Source organism: Amycolatopsis sp. NPDC004079, assembly GCF_040610415.1.
Taxonomy (GTDB): Bacteria; Actinomycetota; Actinomycetes; order Mycobacteriales; family Pseudonocardiaceae; genus Amycolatopsis; species Amycolatopsis halotolerans.
In genome coordinates, this window is sequence record NZ_JBEXMH010000012.1 from 42,118 (window position 1) to 65,155 (window position 23,038).

Here is a 23,038-nt window from a genome sequence, read left to right on the forward strand (position 1 = left end):
GGCGTGGTGAAGAAGACCAGCACCGTCCATCGGTGCGCGGAATGCGGGTACGAAGCGGCGAAGTGGGTCGGCCGCTGCCCGGAATGTCATGCGTGGGGCACGCTCGAGGAGCGCGGCTCCGCGAAACCGGCGATCGCGCGGGTGGCCGCCGGAGCGCCGAGCGCGCCCGCGCGGCCGATCGCCGAGGTGGACGTCGAGGCGGCCCGGGCGAAAGCCACCGGCGTGCCGGAGCTGGACCGCGTGCTCGGCGGCGGCCTCGTGCCCGGCGCCGTCGCGCTGCTGGCGGGCGAACCCGGGGTCGGCAAATCCACGCTGCTGCTCGAAGTCGCCTATCAATGGGCGGTCACGGCCGGGCGTTCGCTGTACGTCACGGGCGAGGAATCCGCGGGACAGGTCCGGCTGCGCGCCGAGCGCACCGGCAACGTGCACGGTGAGATGTACCTCGCCGCGGAGAGCGACCTGTCCGCGATCCTCGGGCACGTCGACGCGGTGAAGCCGGGCGTGCTGATCGTCGATTCGGTCCAGACCATGGCGTCGCCGCAGGTCGAGGGATCGCCGGGCGGGGTCACGCAGGTCCGCGCGGTCACCTCCGGGCTCGTCGCGCTGGCCAAGGAACGCGGGCTGCCGGTCGTGCTCGTGGGACATGTCACGAAGGACGGTTCGGTCGCCGGTCCGCGCGTGCTGGAGCATCTGGTGGACGTGGTGCTGCAATTCGAGGGCGACAAGCATTCGACGCTGCGGATGGTGCGCGGCATCAAGAACCGGTTCGGCGCGGCGGACGAGATCGGCTGTTTCGAGCTCACCGAGGAAGGCATCGTCGGCGTGCCCGACCCGTCCGGGCTGTTCCTGAGCCGGACAGCGGAACCGGTGCCGGGCACCGCGGTCACCGTCGCGGTCGAAGGGAAACGGCCGCTGCTGGGCGAGGTGCAGGCGCTGGTGTCGAGCAGCGGCATGCCGCAGCCGCGACGCGCGGTGAGCGGCCTTGATTCGGCCCGGATCGCCATGGTGCTCGCCGTGATGGAAAAACGCGGCCGGATGAAGCTGGGAGACAAGGACGTCTACGTCGCCACGGTCGGCGGCATGAAGATCACCGAGCCCGCCATCGACCTGGCGCTGGTGCTCGCGCTGACCTCCTCACTGCACGACGTGGCCCTGTCGCCGCGGTTGGTGGCGGTGGGCGAAGTCGGGCTGGCGGGCGAGATCCGGCGGGTCCCGAACGTCGCCCGCCGGCTGGCCGAGGCGGCCCGGCTGGGCTTCACGCACGCGTTGGTGCCGCCGGATTCCGGCAAGCTCCCGGACGGCATCCGGGTGCTGGAGGTGCCCGACGTGGCGAGCGCGCTCAACGCGGCGAATCACGCGAAATGATCAGTCTCCCGCCCGCTCGGTGGTCTCGGAGGAGAACTGCGCGGAGCTGACCAAGGTGCCGGGCGGGACTCCGGCGTTTTTGTTCCGGGCGGTCACCTGGATATTGGTCAGCTGGGCTTGCGCGGGGTCCACCGAGACGAGCAGGTTGTACAGGCCGGAGGACGCCGTGTACTGCGCTGTGTCCGGGGGTTCCCGCATGGCGGTGAAGCCGAACCCAGGCTTGTCCATCACACTCAGCAAAGCGGCTCGCAGCTCCCGTGATGCGTACCCGGAAGCGAAGACGTTCAGGATCATCGCGGTTCCCTCCGGATAGCTGATGCGGCTGGGGAACTGCGGAGTGCCGCTGTAGTTCATCGGCTGCGGCATCGGCCCGTCGCCCTCGGGCGGCTGCGGAGTGTTGAGGTCGGTGAAGAGGCGAGCGGTCAGCTGGCTGGCGTTGGTCGGCAGGCTCGCGACGAATTCCGGGGTCGGGTGGTACCAGCCCGGCGAGAGGAAGTCGGACGGCGAGCGGCTCGGGAAGGGCAGGTTCTGGGTGAAGCGCCCGCCGGGTGCGGATTCCTCGTACTGCGACGGCCCGGGCAGGCCCCCGCTGTCCTTTTCCTTCCCGGTGATCAGCTCCGGCGGCGAGGACCGGGTCCACCGGCCTTTCCAGGTTCCGGCCGGGTTGGCCGGGATCCACAGGTCCAGCTGTTCCCGGATGGTGAACGCGCTCCTGCCCTCCACCCAGGCGGTGCGGCTGTATTTGGTCACGACGTGGGTGAACGGCGCGCCCGCTTCCCGGCGGTCCGTCGAAGAGCCCGGACCCGCGGGAGCCAGCGTCGTCGGCGCGCTGGCGAGTTCCCGGACCACGACCACGCCGCCGGTGACGAGCGCGACCGCGGCCGCCACGGCGATCCACCGCCACGCGCCGGAGCGCTGTTTTCGTTGCGGGGCAACGGGTTCGTCCGATTCGCTCACTGCCGCGGCGGCCCGCATCATGCTCGCGCGGGCTCGGTCGAGTTCGGCGCGGTCGGTGGCCGCCTCGTGCGGGTGCAGTGCGGCGAGGGCTTCGTCGAGTTCGGCGTCGGACCACAGATGCCGCACGGTGTCGTCGTTCACTGGTCCTTCGCCTCCTCGCGGCTCGATGCGCCTGGATTGGTGCGCAGCCATCTGCGGATCCGATGCAGCCTCGACCGCACGGTGCCCGGCGGGATGCCGAGCGCCTCGGCGACTTCGACCGGTTCCAGCCCGGCCCACGAGACCAGCAGCAGCGTGTCGCGGTCGGCGACGCTCAGCTTCGCGAGCGCGCCGGCCAGCTGTGCCGCGCGGGCCTGCGCGTCCACCTGCTCGGCGACCCGGGTGTCGTGCCCGCCGTGGCCGCGGTCGCTGGAATTCGCGAGCCGCGCGGTGGCTCGCAGCGCCCGGGTTTCGCTGCGGACGTGGTGGCGCAGCAGGTTCGTCGCGATCCCGTACAGCCACGAGCGCGCGGTGCCCAGCTCCGGCCGGTAGGACTCCCGCCGGCGCAGCGCGACGAGGAACGTCTCGGCGACGAGGTCGTGCGCGGTATCCGGGCCGACGCGGCGCGCGAGGTAGCGGTGCATGGTCGCCGCGTGCGCGTCGAACAGCCGCCCGAAGGCCGGGGCGGGATCGGGTCCGCCCAGGTCGGGGCGGTCCTGCGGGCCGGTCGACACCGGCTCGGGACCGTCATGGGTCACCTGCATACCTGTTCTTGCCCGCATGGCAGGCGAGCGTTCACGGCCTTACCAGATGGGGTGGTCGCTGAACTTCTCCAGCGTGCTCACCGACGGCCGGACGAACCAGAGCCCGGCGCTGTAGCCGATCAGGCCGATGGCGAAATTCGCGAACGTCGCGAGCAGTTCGGTGAAGCCGAGCTTGGCGTGGTTGCCCCAGAGATCCACCAGCGCGGACACCCCGAGGGCGATCAGGCAGCTGACCGACAGGAATGTGAAACAAGTAGTGAGCGCGGCGCGCGTGCTGCGAGCCCGGGCGATCACGAGGTAGTCGCCTTGCAGGCAGCGGCGCGCGGACAGCACCACCACGGCGATGGCGAGCACGGACAGCAGCGGCAGCAGCAGGGCGGCGAGACCGAGCAGGCCGCGCGGCAGGCTGTGCCCGTGCAGCGGACGGTTCACGAGCGCGGTGATGCCGAAAACGAGCAGTGTGCCGATCGCCAGCGCGACCCCGACTACCACGGAAGCGACGCGCACCCGGGCGGCGAACAGCGGCGGCAGCGGGGCGTACTCCGCGGACTGCTGCCCGTAGTACTGCTTCACCGCATCACCTCCGCGCCGGCAACCCGAACGAACGTGCAAATGCTCGTGAAGACCACCTTAACGGAATGCGATTCCGGCAAGGCGGCCTTCACGGCACTTGTCACCGAGGCGTGCTAACGATCTTGCCTGATCAAGCCTTCTCGGCCAGCAGATTCGCGCACCGGATCAGGCCGATGTGCGAGTACGCCTGCGGGTGGTTGCCGAGCGAGCGCTCCGCGACCGGGTCGAACTGCTCGGGCAGCAGCCCGGTCGGCCCCGCCGCGCCGACGATCTGCGCGAACAGCTCCTCGGCCTCGTTGCGCCGACCGGTGCAGAGGTATGCCTCGATCAGCCACGCCGCGCAGATGTGGAAGCCGCCCTCGCCGCCGGGCAGACCGTCGTCGCGCCGGTAGCGGTACACCGTGGAACCGCTGCGGAGCTCGGCCTCGATCGCCGTCACGGTCTTCTGGAACCGCTCGTCCGCCGGGTCGATGAGGCCGGTCAGGCCCACGAACAGGGACGCCGCGTCGAGGTCGGTGCCGTCGTAGGCGGTGGTGAACGCCTGCACCTCGTCGTTCCAGCCGTGCTCGAGGACGTCGGCCTTGATCTGGTCGCGCAGCTGGGGCCAGGCTCCCGGGACGCCGCGGCCGTACTCGTCGCCGAGGCGCACCGCGCGGTCGATGGTCACCCAGCACATCACCCGCGAGTACACGCGGTGCCGCGGCACGTGCCGCTCTTCCCAGATGCCGTGGTCTGGCTCGTTCCAGCGCCGCGTGACGGCCTCGGCCATCGCGCGCACCATCTGCCAGTCCTCGTCGCGGAGTTCGCCGCGGACCTTCGCCAGCGTCGCGACCAGCTCCACGACCGGGCCGAACACGTCGAGCTGCACCTGGTGGTTGGCCAGGTTGCCGACGCGCACCGGCCGCGAACCGGCGTACCCGGGCAGCGATTCGATGACCGCCTCCGCGCCGATGACGCTTCCGGCCAGTGTGTACAGCGGGTGCAGCCGCTCCGGGCCGGCCAGCGTGGCGAGCACGCCGTGCAGCCACTTCAAGTAGCCCTCGGCCTCCTCGTGCGAACCGAGGTGCACGAGTTCGCGCACGGTCATCGCGGCGTCGCGGATCCAGCAATAGCGGTAGTCCCAGTTGCGGACCCCGCCGATCTCCTCCGGAAGCGACGACGTCGCGGCGGCCAGCACGCCGCCGGTGTCGGTGTTGACCAGGCCGCGCAGGGTCAGCGCGGAGCGGCGCACCAGTTCGGTCTGGACGGTCGGCAGCTTGAGCTTCGCCGCCCAGTCGCTCCAGTACCGGCCCGCCCGGTCGCGACGGTCCACTTCGGACAGTTCGTGGGCGGTGAAATCCGTGGTGCCGCACCGCAATTCGAGCACCACCGGCTCCTCCGGCGTCGGCTGGACGAGCGCGGTCGCGGTGTCCTGAAGGCCGTCGGAGGTGATCGACCATTCGACGCCGGGCGAGCGCAGCACGAACGGCTCCGACGTGCCCAGCACGCGCAGGCCCTCGGCCTCGGCGACCAGCTTCACCGGCACGCCGCCGAATTCCGGCCGCGGCGCGAACACGACCTGTGCCACCGCTTCGCCGGAGATCACGCGCACGAGGTCGGTGCGGTGCCCGGGGCTTTCCGGTTCGAGATAGTCCGTGACGAGCAGCCGCGACCAGCGGGTCTCGACCGTCATCGTGTTCGGCAGGTACCGCTGGCCGAGCGGGAGCCCGTTGCGGTGCGGTTTGATCGAGAAGTGCCCCGCCCCGGGACCGCCGAGCAGGTCGGCGAACACCGCGGGGGCGTCCGGGCCGGGGTGGCACAGCCAGGTCAGCTTCGCGTCCGGCGTCACCAGCGCGACCGAACGCTCGTTGGCAAGCAGCGACAGCCGCTCGATCGGCGTCGCGGACTCGCCGTAGAGCCAGTTGCGCCGCTCTTCCAGCAGGAACGCGAGCACCATCGCGACGTCGACGGTGTCGGGCACGTGGTACTCGGCGAGCGATTCGCCGTCGCCGACCTTGATGCCGAGGTCCGGCCCGGCCAGCCGGGCGAACGCCTTCTCGTCGGTGACGTCGTCGCCGAGGAACACCGCGGCGGTGGCCCCGACCTGGTGGCGAAGGGTGTCGAGGGCATTGCCCTTGTCGGTCTTCACGACCGCCAGTTCGACGACTTCCTTGCCGTCAGTGGTCGTGACGCCTTCCCACTTCGCCGGGCCTTCGTGCACGTCCGCGAGGACGCGGCGGCCGGCGTTGTGCTCGGCGCGGCGCACATGCACCGCGATGCTCGCCGGTTTGACCTCGAGCGACACCCCGGGCACGTCGAGCACCAGCTGTTCCAGCTCGTGTTCGAGCCGCCGGTGCAGCGCCTTCGCGTCCTCGTCGAGCGCGTGGATGAAACCGATGTCGAACTCGGATCCGTGGCTGCCGACCAGGTTCACTTCGGACGGCAGGCGCGACAGCGTCGCGAGGTCGCGCAGGGCCCGGCCGGAAATCACGGCGGTGGTCGTTTCGTGCAGGCCGGCGAGAGATCTCAACGCGCCCACGGACTCGGGCAGCGGCCGTGCCTCGTCCGGGTTCGCGGTGATGGGGGCCAATGTGCCGTCGTAGTCGCAGGCGACCAGCAGGCGCGGGGTACGGGCGATCTGCACGATCGCGCGCCGTAGCTCCGCGGGCAACGCCTCGGCGGTCAACACTCCTCCTCAGGAGGTCCAGCGCGGTACGGGGGAGGGGGTCAGTCGGCCGGTTCGGCACCCAGCGCCTGGAGGAACGAACGCGCCCACCGGTCGACGTCGTGGGTGAGGACCTGTCGACGCATGGCGCGCATCCTGCGTCGGCCCTCGGCGGGGTCGAGCGTAATGGCAGCCTCCAACGCGTTCTTCACCCCGTCCAGATCGTGCGGGTTGACGAGAAAAGCGCTGGTCAGTTCGGCCGCCGCGCCGGCGAACTCGCTCAGCACCAGCGCGCCGCCCAGGTCCGGGCGGCACGCGACGTACTCCTTGCAGACGAGATTCATCCCGTCGCGCAGCGGAGTCACCACCATGACGTCGGCCGCGGAGAAGAAGGCGGCCAGCTCGGTGCGGTTCACGGATTGGTGCAAATAGTGCACGACCGGGTGGCCGACGCGGGCGAACTCGCCGTTGATCCGGCCGACCATCTGCTCGATCTCGCCGCGCATCCGCTGGTAGTGCTCGACGCGTTCGCGGCTCGGCGTGGCCAGCTGCACGAACGTGACGTCGCCGGGTTCGAGGCGGCCCTCGTGCAGCAGTTCGTGCAGCGCTTGCAGCCGCAGGTCGATGCCCTTGGTGTAGTCGAGCCGGTCGACGCCGAGCAGCACCGCCTTGGGGTTGCCGAGGTCGCGCCGGATCTGCTTGGCGCGCTCGCCGACGCCCTTGCTGCGGGCGAGCGAGTCGAGGCCCGCCGCGTCGATGGAGATCGGGAACGCGCCGACGCGCACGGTGCGGTCGCCGACCTGCACCATGCCCGGCCGGGACCGGACGCCGACCGCGCCGCGGGTGGGTTCGAGGCCGACCAGCTGCCGGGCCAGCCACAGGAAGTTCTGCGCGCCGCCGGGCCGGTGGAAGCCGATCAGGTCCGCGCCGATCAGGCCGCGCACGATCTCCGCGCGCCACGGGAGCTGCATGAAGAGCTCGACCGGCGGGAACGGGATGTGCAGGAAGAAGCCGATGCGCAGGTCGGGCCGCAGTTCGCGGAGCATCCGGGGCACGAGCTGCAGCTGGTAGTCCTGGATCCACACGGTCGCGCCCTGCGCGGCGACGGTGGCGCTGGCCTCGGCGAAGCGCTGGTTGACCTTCACGTAGCTGTCCCACCACGCCCGGTCGAAAACCGGCCGGGCGACGACGTCGTGGTAGAGCGGCCAGAGCGTGGCGTTGGAGAAGCCCTCGTAGTAGTCGCGGACCTCGGCCGAGGTGAGCGACACCGGGTGCAGGACGAGCCCGTCGTCGTCGAACTCGTCCACCTCGACGTCCGGCACGCCCGGCCAGCCGACCCACGCGCCCTTGCGGGACCGCAGGAACGGTTCGAGCGCGGACACCAGTCCGCCGGGACTGGCGGTCCAGCGCTGTTCCCCGTCCGCGGTCCGTTCGAGGTCGACGGGCAGCCGGTTGGCCACCACGACGAAATCCGCGGACGGTGCGCTGTTCTCCTCGGCGATCGCGTCAGTCACTCCAGCTGCTCCCTCGTCATCGGCGGGTCGCGGCCCCACTGGAAACCCTAGCGCGCGCGGAGTGACCGGCCGGTGACCAACTGGTTACTCCAAACGCCTTTCGGTCGGTTCCATCGGCCCGGCCAGCCGGGGCCCGGAGAGCTTGCGCTCGAGCCTGCCGAGCCCGGTGCGGACCGGCTGGGCGAGGTATTCGCCCAGTACAACGCCCGCCGCGAGGGCGAGCCCGACGGCGACCGCGGTCATCAGGGTTGAGATGTTGCCGCCTGGCGACACTGCCAATTGGTATAGACCACGATAGGTGGAGAGGCCGGGGAGCAGCGGAGTGATCCCGGACACGGCCACCACGAGCGGAGTAACCTTCAGCCGCCGCGCCATGACGCCGCCGCAGAACCCGACGAGCGTCGCCGCGATCGCCGACGCGCTCACCGCGTCGAGCGTCGCGAGGATCAACGCGCCGTAGACGAGCGCGCCGATCGCGCCCGCCGCGGCGGCGACGAGCATCGCGCGCAGTTTCGAGTACGAGGCGAGCGCGAAGCAGGCGGCCGCACCCGCCCCGCCAATGACGATGATCGGCAGGTCCTGCGCGGTCGAGACGGGGACGTCAGGCAACGGGGTGCGTGGCAGCTCGAGCATCACCGCGATCCGCAGCGCGAGCACGACTCCCGCGATCAGCCCGGCACTCATCAACGCGGTTTCCATCGTGCGGCCGGACGCGGTGACGTAGTACCCGGTGATCCCGTCCTGCACCGCCGAAACCGTGGACAGCCCGGACAGCAGCACGGTGACCGCCGCGGCGACCACCAGCGTCGGCCGGTCGGTGGTGAGGATGTTGCTGCTGACGATGATCATCGCCGACAGCGTCGCGAACAGCCCGCCGACCACCTGCTGGAAGAAGAACGGGAGGTTGAACTTGTTGAGCAGCCTGCCGATCCGGTCGATCGCGGCGGAGATGACCATCGCGACGAGCGCGATGTCGAGACCCCCGCCGAGCAGCAGCGTGATGAACCCGGCCAGCCCGCCCCAGGCGGCGGTCGCGGTCCAGCGCGCGTACGGGTGCGGAGCGGAGGTGATCCGGTCCAGTTCGGTGACCGCTTCCTCCGCCCCGGTGTTGCCGCGGACGATCTGGCGCACGAGCGCCTCGGTCTCGTTGAGCCGCGTGTAGTCGAGACTGCGCGAACGGACCACTCGCAACGCGGTGACCGGCGCGAGGTCCGTCCCGCGGTGGCAGGTGACGGTGATCGACGTGAAGATGACGTCGACCTCGCAGTGCGGCAGCCCGAGTGCGGAGGTGAGCGCGAGGATGGTCGCGGTGACGTCGGACGCGCCGGCGCCGCTGGCCATCTGCACCTCGCCGATCCGCAAAGTGAGATCCAGAACGAAGTTGACGGTCGCGTCGTCGGGCGGCTTGGGCCCGAGCGCCTCCTCGGACTCGACCGCGGGCTGTTCCGCCGTCGGAGCCTCGAGAATGTGCCAAGCACGACGGCGCAGCAAATTCGGCCGATGCCGCTGGCTCGACCGCGGGTGCGGAGGCTCGAGAATCGGCCACCGTCTGCGCGCGGCCCCCTGGCCGGTACGCTCGTTGATCTTCATGATCGATCCCCACCTCCTCGTTCGTTCCCGGGGACCATCGGCCGTACCGCCCCAGCTGTTGCAGTGGCGTCCGCCACACCTGTCATCGATCGTGCCGCATGGGGTTGGATCTTGTCGATTTTCGGGGCTGACCTGGGGGTTGGGGCGGGTTGTCCGGGTGCGATGGGAGCGGCCCGATATACTTTGGGCGCGCCCGTCGTCGGGTGCGTGCCGGTATAGCTCAGTTGGTAGAGCATCTGTCTTGTAAACAGAAGGTCAGGGGTTCGAACCCCCTTGCCGGCTCCGTTTCGATCATGGGCCTGTCCGGCCGTAGATAACCGCGCCGGCTGGCACTCGAAACATGTTTCGGTCACCGACGTCCGTGACCCCGTGCTCCAGTTCGACGACAGCCACCGCGCCGTCGTCCTCTGTCTTCGCCACTCGGCAAGGGACGCGAATCGGCGCTGGGTACTTCGACGCTGTCGTCAGGTCGTCGTCCAGTACCGGCAACTTCTCCACGAGCGTGATTTCGGTGCCGTCAGCCTCGGAGAACTGGACTTCGCCCCAGCCCGGGAACTCGTCGTCCACCACTCGGGTGGCAGTGCCGTTCAGGTAAGCCATAACGCGAGAATGCCGCATCCGGAACGACAAAAGCGGGCCTGGCACGTATGCCAGGCCCGCTCGTCGTTCGGAAAGATCAGAAGCCGTCGCAGGTGGCGGTCGCGAAGTTGCCTGATGCTTTCGCCGTCTTGGCTTCCTTGCCGTCCACGACGACCTTGCAGGCCACGTCTCCGCCGTCGGCGCCGGTGGTCACCGACAGGCTGCCGCCCTTGACCAGGCCCTTCGTGGTGATGTCTTTCGACCACGGCAAGGTCTGCGGCTGGTCCTGGTTGGAGGACGCGTTGGCGTCGCCGATTGTGGTGTAGGTGATCGAGGCTTCCTTCGCCGTGCCGGTGACCTCGTAGTGGATGGTCACGGTGCGGTTTGCCTCGGTGTTGATTTCGTTGACCACCTTGGCGGCCGTCACGGTCCACACGATGCAGATCGCCAGGCCGATCACCGAAAGCACCAGGCCGGCGATCGAGAGGCCCTTGTTCGTGGCCTTTCCGGACCGCGTCCGGGCGAAGCCGAGTGCCGAGAAGATGATCCCGAGGATCACCAGCGGCCACGCCACGAGCCCGATGACCGGGATGAACGAGAAAATCAGGCCGACCAGCCCGAGTACGAACCCGGTGGTGCCGAGGCCGTTCTTCGGCGGGAGCTGGGGTGCCGGCGGGGCCGCCTGGGGTGCGGGCGGCGGGGGATAGTCAGGGGCGGACATTGAGAGCCTTTCGTGATCGACCGTGCACAAACAGGTCGCACTAGTCGCCACGGGTGTTACGCCATTTCCGGTATCAGTTCGGGCGCGGCTCCACGTGCACTCGTTCCCCCTGCAGTCCGAAGAGGATCAGCAGCTCCACCGCGCCTCCGTCGGCGGAGCCGAGCCAATGCGGTTCCGTCGTGTCGAACTCCGCTGCCTCGCCGGGCGGGATCGTCAGGTCTTTCGCGCCTACGATTAACCGAAGATGTCCATTGAGGACGTATAGCCATTCGTAGCCGCTGTGCGTTTTCAGTGCGGGTTCCGCAGAACTGCCGGGGATCAGCATTTTGTACGCGTGCACCCCGCCCGGTCGCCGGGTGAGCGGCACGTAGGTCATCCCGTGCTGGTGGATCGGGCGAAGGTGGACGCGCGGGTCGCCGGCTCGGGGTGCGCCGACCAGGTCGTCGATCGGGACGTCGTAGGCGCGCGACAGCGGCAGCAGGAGTTCCAGGTTCGCCCGGCGCTGGCCGTTCTCCAGGCGGGACAGGGTGCTTTCCGAGATGCCGGTCTCCGCCGACAGGTCGGCCAGGGTGATGCCGCGCCGGTTGCGCAGGGTTCGCAGTCTCGGGCCGACCGCGTCCAGGACTTCGTCGATCTCACGCATACTGTGCTGATTGTACTAATCCGGCCACAGCCACGGCCTAATGACTTCGCTGCAGCGGTTACGTGCCGCTCCAGGGGCGGCCTACTTTTGGCCGGATTAGCACCATCCCAGTCTCGCCCAACCAGGGAGACTGGGGTGCATCCGCGTCAGCTGACCAGCTCGGGAGCCGGTTTCGCGGCGCGCCGCGCGGGGGCGGTTTCCGGGAGGATCAGCAGGCAGACCAGGCTCAGCACGAGCAGTGCGGCCAGGTAGTAGCCGACCGCGAGGGCGTCGCCGGTCGCGGCCACGATCCGGTTGGCGATCATCGGCGACAGGCCGCCGCCCAGCACCGCTCCGACGTGGTAGCCCACGCCGAGGCCGGACTGCCGCTGCTCTCGCGGGAACAGTTCGGCGAACCAGGTGTACATCGGTCCAAAAAGGATTCCGGTGGCGGTGAAACCCAAGAGCAGTGCGACGAACACCGAACTGACGGTGCCCGCCGAGGCGATCGGGAACATCACGAGCGCGGCGGCGATCGACAGGACCGAGCCGGTCAGCATCACCGGTTTGCGGCCGATCCGGTCGGACAGCCAGGCGGCCCCGACGTTCGCGGCGGCGTGGCACAGCAGGGTGATTGTCGAAATGGTGACGATCGGGCCGCGCGGGAGACCGAGGCCTTCCGGGGCGGCGGCGGTCGCGTAGGACAGCATGAACGTGACCAGTGCGAAGGTGCAGGCGGTGAGGCCGAGGTTCGCGCCGGCGATCAGCAGCAGCCGTCGCCAATTCGAGCGGAGGACGTCGGCGAGCGGCTTTTTCGCACGCGTTTCGGCGGCGGCCATTTTCTCGAATTCCGGGCTTTCCGAAACGCCGCGGCGAACCCAGATGCCGATCGCCAGCACGATGCCGCCGGCGAGGAACGGAAGACGCCAGCCCCAGTTCATGATGTCGTCGTTGGGCAGCAGGAGAACCAGCGCGAAAGCGAGGTTCGCCAGCACGACGCCGATCGGCGAGCCGAGCGCGACGAAGGAACCGTAGAGGCCACGCCGTTTTTCCGGCGCGTGTTCAACGGCGAAGACAGCGGCACCAGCGCTTTCCCCGCCGCGAGCGGCGCCGTGCAGCAGGCGTAATCCGACGAGCAGCAGCGGCGCGGCGATGCCGATCACCGCGTACGGCGGGAGAACGCCCATGCCCAGCGTCGCGAAACCCATCAGCAGGAACGCGGCGTACAGCGCGGTCCGGCGGCCGCGACGGTCGCCGATCCAGCCGAAAAGCGCCGCGCCGAGCGGGGCCATCACGAAACCGATGGCGAAGGTCGCGAGGCTCATAAAGGTGCCGAACCAGGCGTTGCCGGTTTTGAAGAACACCGACCCGAACACCAGCGCCGCCGCGGTGCCGTAGATCGAGAAGTCGTACATTTCCAGGGAAGTGCCGACGCCGGCGGCGAATCCGAGCCGCAGCACGCCGGGAGAGTGCGCTTCGTCGCGCTTGGCCATAGCAGGCCTTTCGTCGTCTCGCGCGAGAATGCGCGGAGTGTCCGGTGGTGGGGAAACGGTGGACACAGCTTAGGGAAAGCGTGACGAAGGAGGCAAAGTCCGATTTGCGGCGGATTGATAAATAAAATCGATCAATTAATCGACAAGACGGCCGGAATCACGAGGATCCCGGCCGAGGCGCGTCAGTACAGTTCGATCACCAGTTTTTCCGAGCGGGCACGCGACACGCACAGCGCCATCTGGTCGCCGGAAGCCTTGTCGCTGGCCGAAAGACACTGGTCCCGGTGCTCCGGCGTGCCTTCCAGCACCCCGGAGACGCACGAGCCGCAGATGCCTTCCTCGCACGATTTGAACACCTCGATCCCGTTGTCGGTCAGCACCGACAGGATCGACCGGTCGGCCGGGATCTCGAACACCTCGCCGGTGTCGAGCTCGACGGTGAACGGCTGATCGCCGCTCGTGTCGACCTCGGCCGCGGTGAAATGCTCGACGTGCACCTGCGGTTCGCCGACCACCGGTGCGAACACGCCGGTGACCTGCTCCATGAACCCTTCCGGGCCGCAGGTGTAGACGTGCCCGGCGGAACCGAGCCCGGCAGCCACTTCCGTGAGCACGGCGGGCTGTTCGCCGCGCGGTACGCCGAAATACAGCAGTACCCGGTCCCGGAATGCAGCCTGTTCTTCAAGCAGGGAAACAAAAGCCGCTGACTCCCGGCTGCTCGCGAAGTAGTGCAGTTCGAATTCCGCACCGTCCGCGTGCAGCTGATAAGCCAGGCTCAGCAACGGAGTGATGCCGATGCCGCCCGCGATCAGCACGTGCCGGTCCGCGTCCGGAGCCAGCGAGAGCAGGTTCCGGGACTCTCCGACCTCGAGCTTGTCGTTCTCCGCGACGGCGTGCAGCGCCTCGGAACCACCGCGCGAATCCGGCTCCCGTTTCACCGCGATCAGCAGCGACGACGTGTCGTCCGGCCGCCCGCACAGCGAGTACTGGCGCAGGATCCCGGTCGGGCCGGTGACGTCGACGTGCGCGCCGGCGGGGTGCGGGTCGAACGGCAGGCCGTCGGCGCGGACGAGGCGAAGCGCCCGGATACCGGGTGCTTCCTCGACGACCTCGGCCACGCGGACCACGGTGTTCGGCATCGGCTCTCCGTTTCAGGGCAAGCGGTTCAGCGCAGGTAAAGGCCGCCGTTGGCGTCCCAGCACGCCCCGGTGACCGAGGCCGCGCCGGGCGAGGCGAGCAGCGACACCATCCGCGCGATGAACGCCGGGTCGCCGAGCCGTCCGACGGGGATGTTCTTCGTGAAGGCCTCGAGGTTGTCCTCGCCGACGATCGAATGCACCATCGGGCTGTCCAGCGGCCCCGGGGACACCGAGTTCACCGTGACCCCGCGCGCGGCGAGTTCGCGCGCGAACACCTTCGTCGCGGACATGATCGCGCCCTTGGACGACGCGTAGTGCCCGCCGGTCGCCGTGCCGCCGTTCTGCCCGGCCAGCGACGCCATGTTCACGATCCGCCCGTAGCCCTGCTCGGCGAAGTACGCGCCGAAGATCTGACAGGCGGTGAACGTGCCGGTGAAGTTGACCGCGAGGACCGCGTCGAGGTCTTCCGGCGTGATCTCCATCAGCGGTGCCGCCTGCGTGCGGGCCGCGTTGTTGACCAGCACCTGGACACTGCCGAAATCACGGACGACGTCGTTCTTCAGCTGCGCGAGCGCCGCGCGATCCCGCACATCGACCGCGTAGCCACGGCAGTTGCCAAGGGCTGCCGCCAGCTTTTCGGCCGCCTCGCCGTTGACGTCCGCGATCGCGACGCGATAGCCCTCGGCGTGCAGCTGCCGCACGATCGCTTCCCCGAGACCGCTCGCGCCACCGGTGACAACGGCGACGTGCGGTTCCACCGGCGCGCTCACAGCAGGAATCCCGCGGCAGGAACGGCTTCGTCGCTGTTGACCAGCCGGACGACCTTCAACGCGATCCGGTCGCCTTCGGGGCCTTCCGGTGACAACTGGATGCGGTGCACCAGATCCGCTGCCCACAGGTCGTGATTGCCTCGCTTGTAGGCGACCAGGATCTGCGCCGAACGCAGCACGACTTCGTGGTCTGAAACGGATTCCGGCACGAATCGCGACACTGTGCGCACGGTGCGGGCGGAATCGACGGCCGCGAGCGCGTAGCCCTCGGTCATCCGCGCGATGCGCATCTGCCGCATCCGCGCGTCGTCGTAGACCATGTTCAGCGAGCCGGCGAAATCGTCGGTTTCCCGGTCGATCGGGATGACGTAAATGCCGTCGTCGGTGAACAGCTTTTCCCACACGTGGTATTCCGTGCGGTCCAGCAGTTCCGCCTCGCGGTTGACGAGGTCGACGGCGCGCGCGACCCGCAGGTCAGTGACGGGGATGGTTTCAGTCATCGCCCATCATCTCCTTCCACTGGGCGTACGCGGCGCGCATGCCGGTTTCGTCGGTGACGTGCGAGGTCGGCCAGCCTTCGGGGCTCGCCTTCTCCCGCGCGAGTCCGCGGTTGACCAGGATCGGCAGGTCCGGGCCGCCGTGCGCACCGCGCTGCACGCGGTCCCAGCCCTCGGCGTCGTCCGGCGTGCCGAACCCGAACGGGCCCTGGAAGTGCTCGTGGATGCGCAGCCGTTCGCGGTTCACGATGTCCAGCTCCGGCGGTCCGTCGGGCCCGATCGCGACGTGCTCGATCAAGGTCTCGTTGACCGAAATCGGCCGCAGCACGCGGAAAAACGCCGCGGACATCGAGACGTTCGGGAACAGGTTGAGGTTGAACCCGGTGCCGTGCATGGCCCGGACGACCTTGCGCACCTGCGCCTCGTCCAGCGTCTTCGACAGTTCGGCCACGACGTGGTCGAAGCGGCCCTGCAGCGGTTCGGAGCCGTCGTCGACGTCCAGGTCGGAGTGTTCCGGCACCATCTGCATGACGCTGTGCCCGTTGCCGAGCGAATGCGTGATCGCCGACGGATCGGTCATGAACGACATCATGTCGGCGGTTTCCGCGTCCACCGAAGCCATCCACGACCGGTGCACGATCGGGAAGTGATAGCCGTCAGTGGTGTTCTCCAGCTGGATTTTCCAGTTGCCGCGGAACTTGAACTGGTGCTTGCCCAGCACCTTGATCGGATAACCGCCGCCCTGCTTCATGAAGCGGTCGATCCACAGTTTCGCGTCGCCGAGGAAGTCCTCAAGGGACTCAGCGTCCTCGTCGAAGGTCGCGAAAACCATTCCGCCGTACGACTCGGTGCGCAGCTTCTTCAGCGACAGCTCGCCCTTTTCCAGCACGCCTTCGTAGCCGTCGGGATAAGGGATGCCGCGCAGCTTGCCGTCGAGGCCGTAGCTCCAGGCGTGGTACGGGCAGGTGAAGCCGTTGGCCTTGCCGCTCGGTTTCTCGCACAGGCTCGCGCCGCGGTGGCGACAACGGTTGAGCATCGTGTGCAGCGTGCCCTTGCGGTCTCGCGTCACGATCACCGGCTGGCGGCCGACATAAGTGGATTTGAAGTTCCCCGGCTGCGCCAATTCGCTTTCGTGCGCGACCCACACCCACGAACGCTCGAAGATCTGCGTCATCTCGCGTTCGAAGATTTCCGGGTCAGTGTAAAGCCGGGCGGCTACGCGGTCGCTCTCGGCGAAATCGGCGGGAACGCTTGCGTTCTCAGTCATGAGGTCTCCGGTTCAGTCGGGCAGTTCGACGTCTTCGCGGACAGTCAGCGGACGCCCGATCCGGGCTTCCATCTTGGCGAAGCGCCACAACTTGACGCCGTTGCCGCCGACCTCGACGGTGCGCAGCAGGTTTACCCCGGCCTTGACGGTTTCCTGGCTGTCGGCGTCGGCCAGGAGGTAACAGGTCCACGGCCAGCCGTCAGACGGGCCGACCATGTGCGCGTCATCGTCGATGTCGCCGATGAAAGTGATGCCCGGCAACGCTTTCAGCTGGTCCATCATGGACACGAATGACTGCCAGACGTCGCCGATGGTGATGCCGTCGGCGGGCAGGTCGAAGAAGTTCTGGTTGATGCCGATGCAGAAAAGCACCCGCAGGGGCTGCGTGCTCACAGTCGGAGACTCCTCGTCGTGGTGGTGGCTGGTCAGCGGAAGCCGGGGCTGGTCGGCGGCTGTCCCATGAGAACCGCGCCGGCGGCGTCGTGGATGGCCGGGCCCAGGAACGCATGCTGCTTGGGTACCAGTGCGTCGCCCTGAAGTCCACGCAGCGGGTGCGTCGAGTAGATCGGCGCGGTGCCGGAAATCTCGACGAGCTTCGAGACGACCTCGGACGACGTCTTGGCCAGGTGCGCGGACGAAAGCCGCAGCTGGGCGTTCTGCTCGTCGGTGGCCTCGTCGCCGGAGACGACGGTGTCCCAGACCTCGTGGCTGACCTCGTAGAACCAGGCGCGGGCGGACCGCAGCGCGGCCTCGGCGTCGGCGTACCCGGTGCGGTAGTAGCCGCGGTCGGCGAGCTTCGGCGCGCCGGTGACGCCGGTGTAGCCAGCGCCGACCTCGCGGGCGTGGTCGAGCGCGGCACGTGCGACACCCGCACCGACGATGGCGAGAACCTGTGCGGCGTAAGCGATTGTGGGGTAGCGGTAGAGCGGTTCGTCGACCATGGGTGCGCCGCCGCGGATGAACGTCCACTCGCGCGGGACCTCGACGTCGCGTACGACCAGGTCGAACGAACCGGTGCCGCGCATGCCGACGACGTCCCATTCCTGGACGATCTCGACCTGCTCAGGCCGCAGCAGCGCGGTGCGCGGTTTCCCGCCGGTCGATTCGTCGCCGGGGATGCCGACGCCGAGGATGTCCGCGCCCATGCAGCCGCTGGCGAACTTCCACCGGCCGTCCACGCGGAAGCCGGTTTCGGTCGCCGGGGCGGGCTGGACCGGGAAGAGACCGCCGGCGAACGCGACGTCCGGGCCGCCGGAGTACAGCTCGGCCTGCGTGTCCAGCGGGAGCGCGGCGAGGTAGATCAGCGACGAGCCGAAGCTGGCGACCCATCCGGTCGAACCGTCCACTGTGGAAATTCGCTCGATCAGGCGGAGGAATTCGGCGGGCGGGAGCGGGTTGCCGCCGAACTTCGCCGGGGTGCTGGCCCGGTAGATGCCGAGCTGCTTGAGCCGGTCGATGAAGTCCCGCGGAACGTAGCGCTGCTGCTGGAACTCGTCCTTGCGCGTGGCGAGCTCGGCGAGCACCTCCTCCATGGTGACTTCGCTCATCGCTGCTCCTCAGAATGCCGGTGCGGTCCTGCCGACGGTACGAACCTCGCCGCCGCACGGGAATTGGTAGTGCCTGAGCGGGCGTAGGGGATTTCTTCAGTGCGGGCCGCCAGCCAGGGGCTTTACGCTGAGCCGATGGAGGCAGACCCGCGCGCGCCCGAGCTGACGACGCACGATTTCGTCGCGATGCTCAACGCCAGCCGTACGTGCGTGCTCGTGCACGACGGCGCGACGAAGAACATCCTGTGGGCCAACCCGGCCGCGTGCGAGATGCTCGAATGGAGTGTCACGGAGCTGCGGCCGTTGAAGGCGAACCACATGAGCAGCTCCGCGCAGCAGTACGACCGGGTGATCGGCCGGGCGTGGCTGCAGGAGGCGGTCGACAAGGGCGTCAGCCGGATCGAATGGCATTACCGCACGAAGTCCGGCCGGGTGATCCCGACGGACGCGGTGGCCACCCGAGTTGAACTGGCGCAAGGCCCAGCCGTGATGGTGCAGTTCCGCGACATCGAACGCGAGCAGGAAATCGAGCGTGAGCTGCGGTTGACCACGTCCTGGGTCGACGCGCTCGCCCGGCACACGTCCGCACTCGCGGTGATGCTCGACGCCTCGGGCGCGCTGCGATTCGTCACCGACTCCGCGGCGGAGCTGTTCGGCGCGACCCCGGACGAGCCGCTCGGCTGCCTGACCGACCACGCTGGCCTGCGTCTCGACGACCGTCCGGCCACTTGGGACGAGGTCCGCGAGCGGGCCGCGCCGGGTACGCCGGTGCGACTGGAAATCCAGGGTCGCGTGTGGCTGGAGGGGAGCGTCGAACGGCTTCGAGAGCCTGGTGGAGACGCGTTTCTGATGCTGCTTTACGACGTGTCCGAACGCGTCCGCGGCGAGGTCCGGCGCGAGCGGGAGCTGCACCGGGAGAACTACCTGGCGCGCTACACCGCGATGGGCGACATGGCGATGGCGATCGCGCACGAACTGAGCCAGCCGCTCGCCGCCGCGGGCAATTTCCTGGCCGGGGTTCGGTCGCGGACGCTCGACGCCGCGCCGGTCGTGTACGGCATCGACAGCGCCGTCCGGCAGATCGAGCGGGCGAGTCAGATCGTGTCGTCCGTGCGGGCGTTCGTCGGGCATCTGGAGCATGTGGAGCAGGTGGCTGACCTCAACGAGATCGTCGAGGAATGCCTGTATTTCGTGCGATTGCGGGCCGAACCGGCTGCGATCGAGGTGACTTTCGATCAGTCCGCCGAGGCCGTGCCGGTGCACTGCGAACGCGTGCTGACCGGCCAGGTCGTGCTGAACCTGTGCTTCAACGCGATCGAGGAAATGGCACAGTGCCCGCAGCAGCGGCGCAGCCTGGTGTTGACCACGCGCCGCGACGGTGACACCGGCGTGGTCACCGTGGACGACCGCGGTCGCGGCTTCCCGCGCAACCCGTTCGACGAGTCTTTCACCGCGAAGGAGCGCGGCAGCGGCATCGGACTGGCGCTGAGCCACCGCATCATCACCCGCCAGCACGGGACGATCTGGGCCGAACACCGCACGGGCGGCGGCTCGCGCTTCGGCTTCGCACTGCCCGCGACCGGCCCGGGTTAGGAATTCTTCAGCTGTGCCGGGGAAGTTCTCGATATCCCGCGACCGGTGCGGCTTTGTACGGTCGGAGAAGTCCCGGCCCCAGTCCTAGGAGGCACCGTGTCCGAGCTGACCCGGACCCAGCGCGAATTCCGCACCGCGATGGCCAACCTCTCCGCGGCCGTCAACGTCGTCACCACCGCGGGCCCGCACGGCCTCGCCGGGATGACGGTGAGCGCCGCCTGCTCGGTCACCGACAGCCCGCCGACCGTGCTCGTGTGCGTCAACCGGTCGAGCCGGTCGCACGCGATCCTGGTCGGCAACGGCCAGGTGTGCGTCAACGTCCTCGGCCCCGGCCAGGAGGACCTGGCCATGCACTTCGCTGGCGCGACGAAGGTGCCGACCGCCGAACGGTTCGGAGAGGACTGCTGGGACCTCGACAGCGAGGACGCCCCGGTCCTGCGCGGTGCCGCGGCCTCGCTGGTCGGCCGGATCGTCGCCGAACAGGAACACGGGTCGCATTCGGTGCTGTTCGTCGAGATCGAAAAGGTGCTGACCGCGCCGGACAGCGGAGCTTTGGTGTACTTCCAGCGCCGCTTCCACCGGCTTGCCGCACTCAGCGCCTGATCGAGGAGAACCCGTGGACCGGATGACCCTGACCTGCTACAACGACACGCACGGCTACGGCTGGCGGCACGTCGACCTCTTCGTGCACGACGAGCACGGCCGCGAACTGGACTGGGTGCACTGGCAGGCCCCGGCCGACGGCCCGGACGCCGCCGACGAGGCCACCGCCCGCGTCGAACCGCTGCTGCGCCGGACGTCCGGCTGGCGGCATTCGGTCAGCGCGAGCGGCATGGACTACTGGACCGCCGACGCCGCCTGGACCCAGCCGTGACCGCCCCGTGGTCGCTGCGCGCCCTGGTCGCCGATCTGACCGCTGGCCGGACGACGCCGGAAGCAGCTGTCGCCGAGGCTCGCTCGCGGATCGCCGCGGCTTCGTTCGACGCCTGGGTTTCGTCGGCTTTCGTGCCTGCGTCGACGGGCCCGCTGGGCGGAGTTCCGTTGGGCGTCAAGGACATCATCGACTTGGCGGGGCTTCCGACTCGCTGCGGCTCCGTCCTGCGCGCGGACGCTCCACCGGCCACTGTGGACGCTTCGATCGTCCAGGAATGGCGTCGCGCCGGAGCAGTGCCGATCGGCAAGACGGTCACCACGGAATTCGCTTTCTTCGCTCCCGGCCCCACGGATAATCCCGCCGCGCCCGGCCATACGCCTGGCGGTTCCTCCAGCGGTTCCGCCGCTGCCGTCGCCGCTGGACACGTCCCGCTGGCGCTCGGTTCCCAAACCGCTGGCTCGGTTACGCGCCCAGCTGCGTTCTGTGGAGTTGCCTCGCTAGTTATGAGCCGGGGCCGGTTCCCGGTCGACGGCGTCACCGGCCTGAGCCCGAGCCTCGACAGCCACGGCATGTTCACCGCGACGGTCTCCGATCTGGCCCTGGCCTGGTCAGCGTTGTCGGGAGAGCCGGAGGCCGCGGTTTCTTCTCCTCCGCGATTGCTCGTGTGGTCGTCCGAGGACGCGACTCCAGCGATGCGGAACGCACTTGGTTCCGCGGTCGCTGGACTGCGAGCCGCCGGTGCCGTGGTCGACGAATTCCCAGACCCGGCGGTGGTCCCCGCTTTGACCGCCGCGCACCCCGTGGTGATGGCTTACGAAGCGGCGCGGGAACGTTCCGTTGAGCTTGCTTCCGCGGACCGGCTCAGCGCTCCGCTGGCGCAACTGCTGCGTACCGGCGCGGAGCTGCCGCTCGCGGATTACGAAGCCGCGCTGGCCGTCGTCGCTTCCGGTGCTTCACGGCTGGCTGAGATCGCCGGTGGTTATGACGCCGTCCTCGCTCCCGCCGCGCTCGGCTCGGCCCCTTCCGGCCTGGCCGCGACCGGAGATCCCGTGCTCAGCCGCCCTTGGCAGGCGCTGGGCCTGCCGGTCATCGCCATTCCCGGCCTGCGCGACGACGCCGGGTTGCCGCTGGGATTGCAGCTGGTCGGCAGTCCTTTGCGCGAGACTGCTTTGCTGGCCACCGGCCGCTGGACGGAGACCGCGCTTAAACGGTGACGCGATGGGTGAGGATGTCGCGGACCAGCGTCCCGAGGCTGTCCGCCGACGTCTTCGCCTTGATCCGCGCCCGATGCACGTCGACAGTTTTGACGCTGGTGCCCAGCCGGTGCGCGATCGCCTGGCTGGGCATCCCGTCGACCACCAGCCGCAGCACCTCGCGCTCGCGCTGAGTCAGCGTGTCGAGCCGGGCCCGGACCGCCTGCCGCTCCGCGTGCTCCGCGAACCGCCGACGGGCCTCGATGAGCTGGGTCTGGACCACCTCGACCATGCGCTGGGCCTGATAAGGCTTCTCCAGGAAATCGACCGCCCCCGCGGTGAGCGCACGGACCGACATCGGAATGTCGCCGTGCGCGGAGCAGAAAATCAGCGGAGCCGGACAGTCGATTTCCGCGAGCTTTTCCTGCAGCTGAAAACCGCTGATCGCGGGCATTCGCACGTCGACGATCACGACCGCGGGCTCGGCCGGGTCGAACTCGTCGAGGAAGGTCTGGGCGTCCGGATAGGTCAACGCCTGCACGCCGACGCTCTCCAGCAGGAATACGAGGGACTGCCGGAGGTCCTCGTCGTCGTCCACCACGTGCACGACCGGGTCGTCGCTCATGGCTTCATCAGCACCGAGGCCGAGGGATAGTCGCTGGCCCAGCCTTCCGGCAGGGGTGCGATGAAAACGTTTTCGGTGCGGGTGCGGGTGATCCGCCAGGTGTCGCCGACGCGACGGAACGCATTGTTCAACCGGCTGGACCGCAGGAGCGCCTTCCCGTCGGAGAACAGCCACGGTTGCATGTGGATCCATTGCCCGGTGGCCTCGTCGCCGTCGACGTGAATCTGCTCGGAGGTGAGATAATGCGCGTTCAGCAGAAGTTCGGGGTCTTTTTTCTCGCCCCAGAACCGCTGGAAATGCGCTCGGATAGCGTCTGCGCCTTCGGCCCGCCCGAACTGTCCGTCGTAGTACTCGCCGACGCCTTCCCAGACGGCGTCGTCGGTGTAGAGCGCCATGATGAGGTCGATCCGCTCGTCGTCGCTGGTGACGCCGAACTCCGGGCAGGGAGTGTCGCAGAGGAACATGTAGCGCGCCTGCACCCGGCGGATCTCCGCCTCGGCCTCGAGCGTCCCGACCCGCCGCACCAGCCCCGCGACAGTCTCCTCGAGCGCGGCGATCCGCCGGTCCGTGGCCGGGTTGGCGGGTGCGGGGTGGTCGAGAGACATCGTTTTCCTCACCAGAGAAGTCGTGACGGATGGCGCTTCAGTGCCGGGGTTGGCCTTTCGATGCGGTTTTCGGCTCGTTGACAGGGTAACCGGACCGGACCGCGCCGGGCGTTGGCAGCTTGTGCCC

General features: G+C 68.8%; 23 protein-coding genes and 1 tRNA gene. 6 read left to right on the forward strand and 18 right to left on the reverse strand.

Going from position 1 to position 23,038, the window contains the following annotated elements:
- Positions 1-3 precede the first annotated feature (3 nt).
- A complete protein-coding gene (gene radA / locus ABZX37_RS15300) occupies positions 4-1,365 on the forward strand; it encodes a DNA repair protein RadA (RefSeq protein ID WP_354739820.1) in 1,362 nt (453 codons plus the stop codon).
- On the opposite strand, the gene ABZX37_RS15305 is transcribed toward radA, so the two are convergent.
- The 6 genes from ABZX37_RS15305 to ABZX37_RS15330 form a co-directional block, all read right to left on the reverse strand.
- On the reverse strand, positions 1,366-2,463 hold the full coding sequence (locus tag ABZX37_RS15305) for a hypothetical protein (protein ID WP_354739822.1): 1,098 nt from the start codon (positions 2,461-2,463) through the stop codon (positions 1,366-1,368).
- Complete coding sequence (locus ABZX37_RS15310; protein WP_354739824.1) at positions 2,460-3,065, reverse strand: sigma-70 family RNA polymerase sigma factor; 606 nt, start codon at positions 3,063-3,065, stop codon at positions 2,460-2,462. The genes ABZX37_RS15305 and ABZX37_RS15310 overlap by 4 nt, the downstream gene beginning before the upstream one ends.
- Positions 3,066-3,104: 39 nt before the next feature.
- Positions 3,105-3,638, reverse strand: a complete 534-nt coding sequence (locus tag ABZX37_RS15315) for a hypothetical protein (RefSeq protein ID WP_354739826.1) — start codon at positions 3,636-3,638, stop codon at positions 3,105-3,107.
- 130 nt (positions 3,639-3,768) lie between these two features.
- The gene (gene otsB / locus ABZX37_RS15320) at positions 3,769-6,303 is read right to left on the reverse strand and encodes a trehalose-phosphatase (protein WP_354739828.1); all 2,535 of its coding nucleotides are present in this window, start codon (positions 6,301-6,303) and stop codon (positions 3,769-3,771) included.
- Between the two features lie 41 nt (positions 6,304-6,344).
- Complete coding sequence (locus tag ABZX37_RS15325; RefSeq protein ID WP_354739830.1) at positions 6,345-7,796, reverse strand: trehalose-6-phosphate synthase; 1,452 nt, start codon at positions 7,794-7,796, stop codon at positions 6,345-6,347.
- An 84-nt stretch (positions 7,797-7,880) separates the two neighbouring features.
- On the reverse strand, positions 7,881-9,386 hold the full coding sequence (locus tag ABZX37_RS15330; protein ID WP_354739832.1) for a threonine/serine exporter family protein: 1,506 nt from the start codon (positions 9,384-9,386) through the stop codon (positions 7,881-7,883).
- 209 nt (positions 9,387-9,595) lie between these two features.
- On the opposite strand from ABZX37_RS15330, the gene ABZX37_RS15335 reads away from it, so the two are divergent.
- Positions 9,596-9,668, forward strand: a tRNA-Thr gene (locus ABZX37_RS15335).
- A 9-nt stretch (positions 9,669-9,677) separates the two neighbouring features.
- On the opposite strand, the gene ABZX37_RS15340 is transcribed toward ABZX37_RS15335, so the two are convergent.
- The 10 genes from ABZX37_RS15340 to ABZX37_RS15385 form a co-directional block, all read right to left on the reverse strand.
- Positions 9,678-9,986 carry a hypothetical protein gene (locus tag ABZX37_RS15340; RefSeq protein WP_354739834.1) on the reverse strand — a complete coding sequence of 103 codons (309 nt, stop codon included), beginning with the start codon at positions 9,984-9,986 and terminating at the stop codon, positions 9,678-9,680.
- A 76-nt stretch (positions 9,987-10,062) separates the two neighbouring features.
- On the reverse strand, positions 10,063-10,686 hold the full coding sequence (locus ABZX37_RS15345) for a DUF4190 domain-containing protein (protein WP_354739836.1): 624 nt from the start codon (positions 10,684-10,686) through the stop codon (positions 10,063-10,065).
- A gap of 73 nt (positions 10,687-10,759) precedes the next feature.
- Entirely contained in the window at positions 10,760-11,329 is a 570-nt protein-coding gene (locus tag ABZX37_RS15350) for an XRE family transcriptional regulator (protein WP_354739838.1), read from the reverse strand.
- A gap of 146 nt (positions 11,330-11,475) precedes the next feature.
- Complete coding sequence (locus ABZX37_RS15355; RefSeq protein ID WP_354739840.1) at positions 11,476-12,801, reverse strand: MFS transporter; 1,326 nt, start codon at positions 12,799-12,801, stop codon at positions 11,476-11,478.
- Positions 12,802-12,983: 182 nt separating this feature from the next.
- Complete coding sequence (locus ABZX37_RS15360) at positions 12,984-13,940, reverse strand: PDR/VanB family oxidoreductase (RefSeq protein WP_354739842.1); 957 nt, start codon at positions 13,938-13,940, stop codon at positions 12,984-12,986.
- A gap of 26 nt (positions 13,941-13,966) precedes the next feature.
- A complete protein-coding gene (locus tag ABZX37_RS15365) occupies positions 13,967-14,710 on the reverse strand; it encodes an SDR family oxidoreductase (protein ID WP_354739844.1) in 744 nt (247 codons plus the stop codon).
- Positions 14,707-15,210, reverse strand: coding sequence for an aromatic-ring-hydroxylating dioxygenase subunit beta (locus ABZX37_RS15370; RefSeq protein WP_354739846.1), 504 nt, complete (start codon positions 15,208-15,210; stop codon positions 14,707-14,709). The genes ABZX37_RS15365 and ABZX37_RS15370 overlap by 4 nt, the downstream gene beginning before the upstream one ends.
- On the reverse strand, positions 15,203-16,474 hold the full coding sequence (locus ABZX37_RS15375; protein ID WP_354739848.1) for an aromatic ring-hydroxylating dioxygenase subunit alpha: 1,272 nt from the start codon (positions 16,472-16,474) through the stop codon (positions 15,203-15,205). The genes ABZX37_RS15370 and ABZX37_RS15375 overlap by 8 nt, the downstream gene beginning before the upstream one ends.
- Before the next feature lie 12 nt (positions 16,475-16,486).
- Complete coding sequence (locus ABZX37_RS15380; protein ID WP_354739850.1) at positions 16,487-16,867, reverse strand: hypothetical protein; 381 nt, start codon at positions 16,865-16,867, stop codon at positions 16,487-16,489.
- A 32-nt stretch (positions 16,868-16,899) separates the two neighbouring features.
- Positions 16,900-18,021: an acyl-CoA dehydrogenase family protein gene (locus ABZX37_RS15385; protein ID WP_354739852.1), complete on the reverse strand. Its 1,122-nt coding sequence runs from the start codon at positions 18,019-18,021 to the stop codon at positions 16,900-16,902.
- A 135-nt stretch (positions 18,022-18,156) separates the two neighbouring features.
- Between ABZX37_RS15385 and ABZX37_RS15390 the strand changes: the two genes are divergently transcribed.
- The 4 genes from ABZX37_RS15390 to ABZX37_RS15405 all read left to right on the forward strand — a co-directional run bounded on the left by ABZX37_RS15390 (position 18,157) and on the right by ABZX37_RS15405 (position 21,702).
- Positions 18,157-19,614 (forward strand): PAS domain-containing sensor histidine kinase, encoded by a 1,458-nt coding sequence (locus tag ABZX37_RS15390; RefSeq protein WP_354739854.1) that lies wholly within the window; start codon positions 18,157-18,159, stop codon positions 19,612-19,614.
- Positions 19,615-19,710: 96 nt separating this feature from the next.
- Positions 19,711-20,217: a flavin reductase gene (locus ABZX37_RS15395; protein WP_354739856.1), complete on the forward strand. Its 507-nt coding sequence runs from the start codon at positions 19,711-19,713 to the stop codon at positions 20,215-20,217.
- Positions 20,218-20,239: 22 nt separating this feature from the next.
- A complete protein-coding gene (locus ABZX37_RS15400) occupies positions 20,240-20,488 on the forward strand; it encodes a hypothetical protein (RefSeq protein WP_354740060.1) in 249 nt (82 codons plus the stop codon).
- Positions 20,485-21,702 carry an amidase gene (locus ABZX37_RS15405; protein WP_354739858.1) on the forward strand — a complete coding sequence of 406 codons (1,218 nt, stop codon included), beginning with the start codon at positions 20,485-20,487 and terminating at the stop codon, positions 21,700-21,702. The genes ABZX37_RS15400 and ABZX37_RS15405 overlap by 4 nt, the downstream gene beginning before the upstream one ends.
- Here the strand turns inward: ABZX37_RS15405 and ABZX37_RS15410 are convergent.
- Positions 21,692-22,306 (reverse strand): response regulator, encoded by a 615-nt coding sequence (locus ABZX37_RS15410; RefSeq protein ID WP_009084166.1) that lies wholly within the window; start codon positions 22,304-22,306, stop codon positions 21,692-21,694. The genes ABZX37_RS15405 and ABZX37_RS15410 overlap by 11 nt on opposite strands.
- On the reverse strand, positions 22,303-22,911 hold the full coding sequence (locus ABZX37_RS15415; RefSeq protein WP_354739860.1) for a nuclear transport factor 2 family protein: 609 nt from the start codon (positions 22,909-22,911) through the stop codon (positions 22,303-22,305). Before ABZX37_RS15415 ends, ABZX37_RS15410 begins: the two co-directional genes overlap by 4 nt.
- Positions 22,912-23,038: the final 127 nt, after the last annotated feature.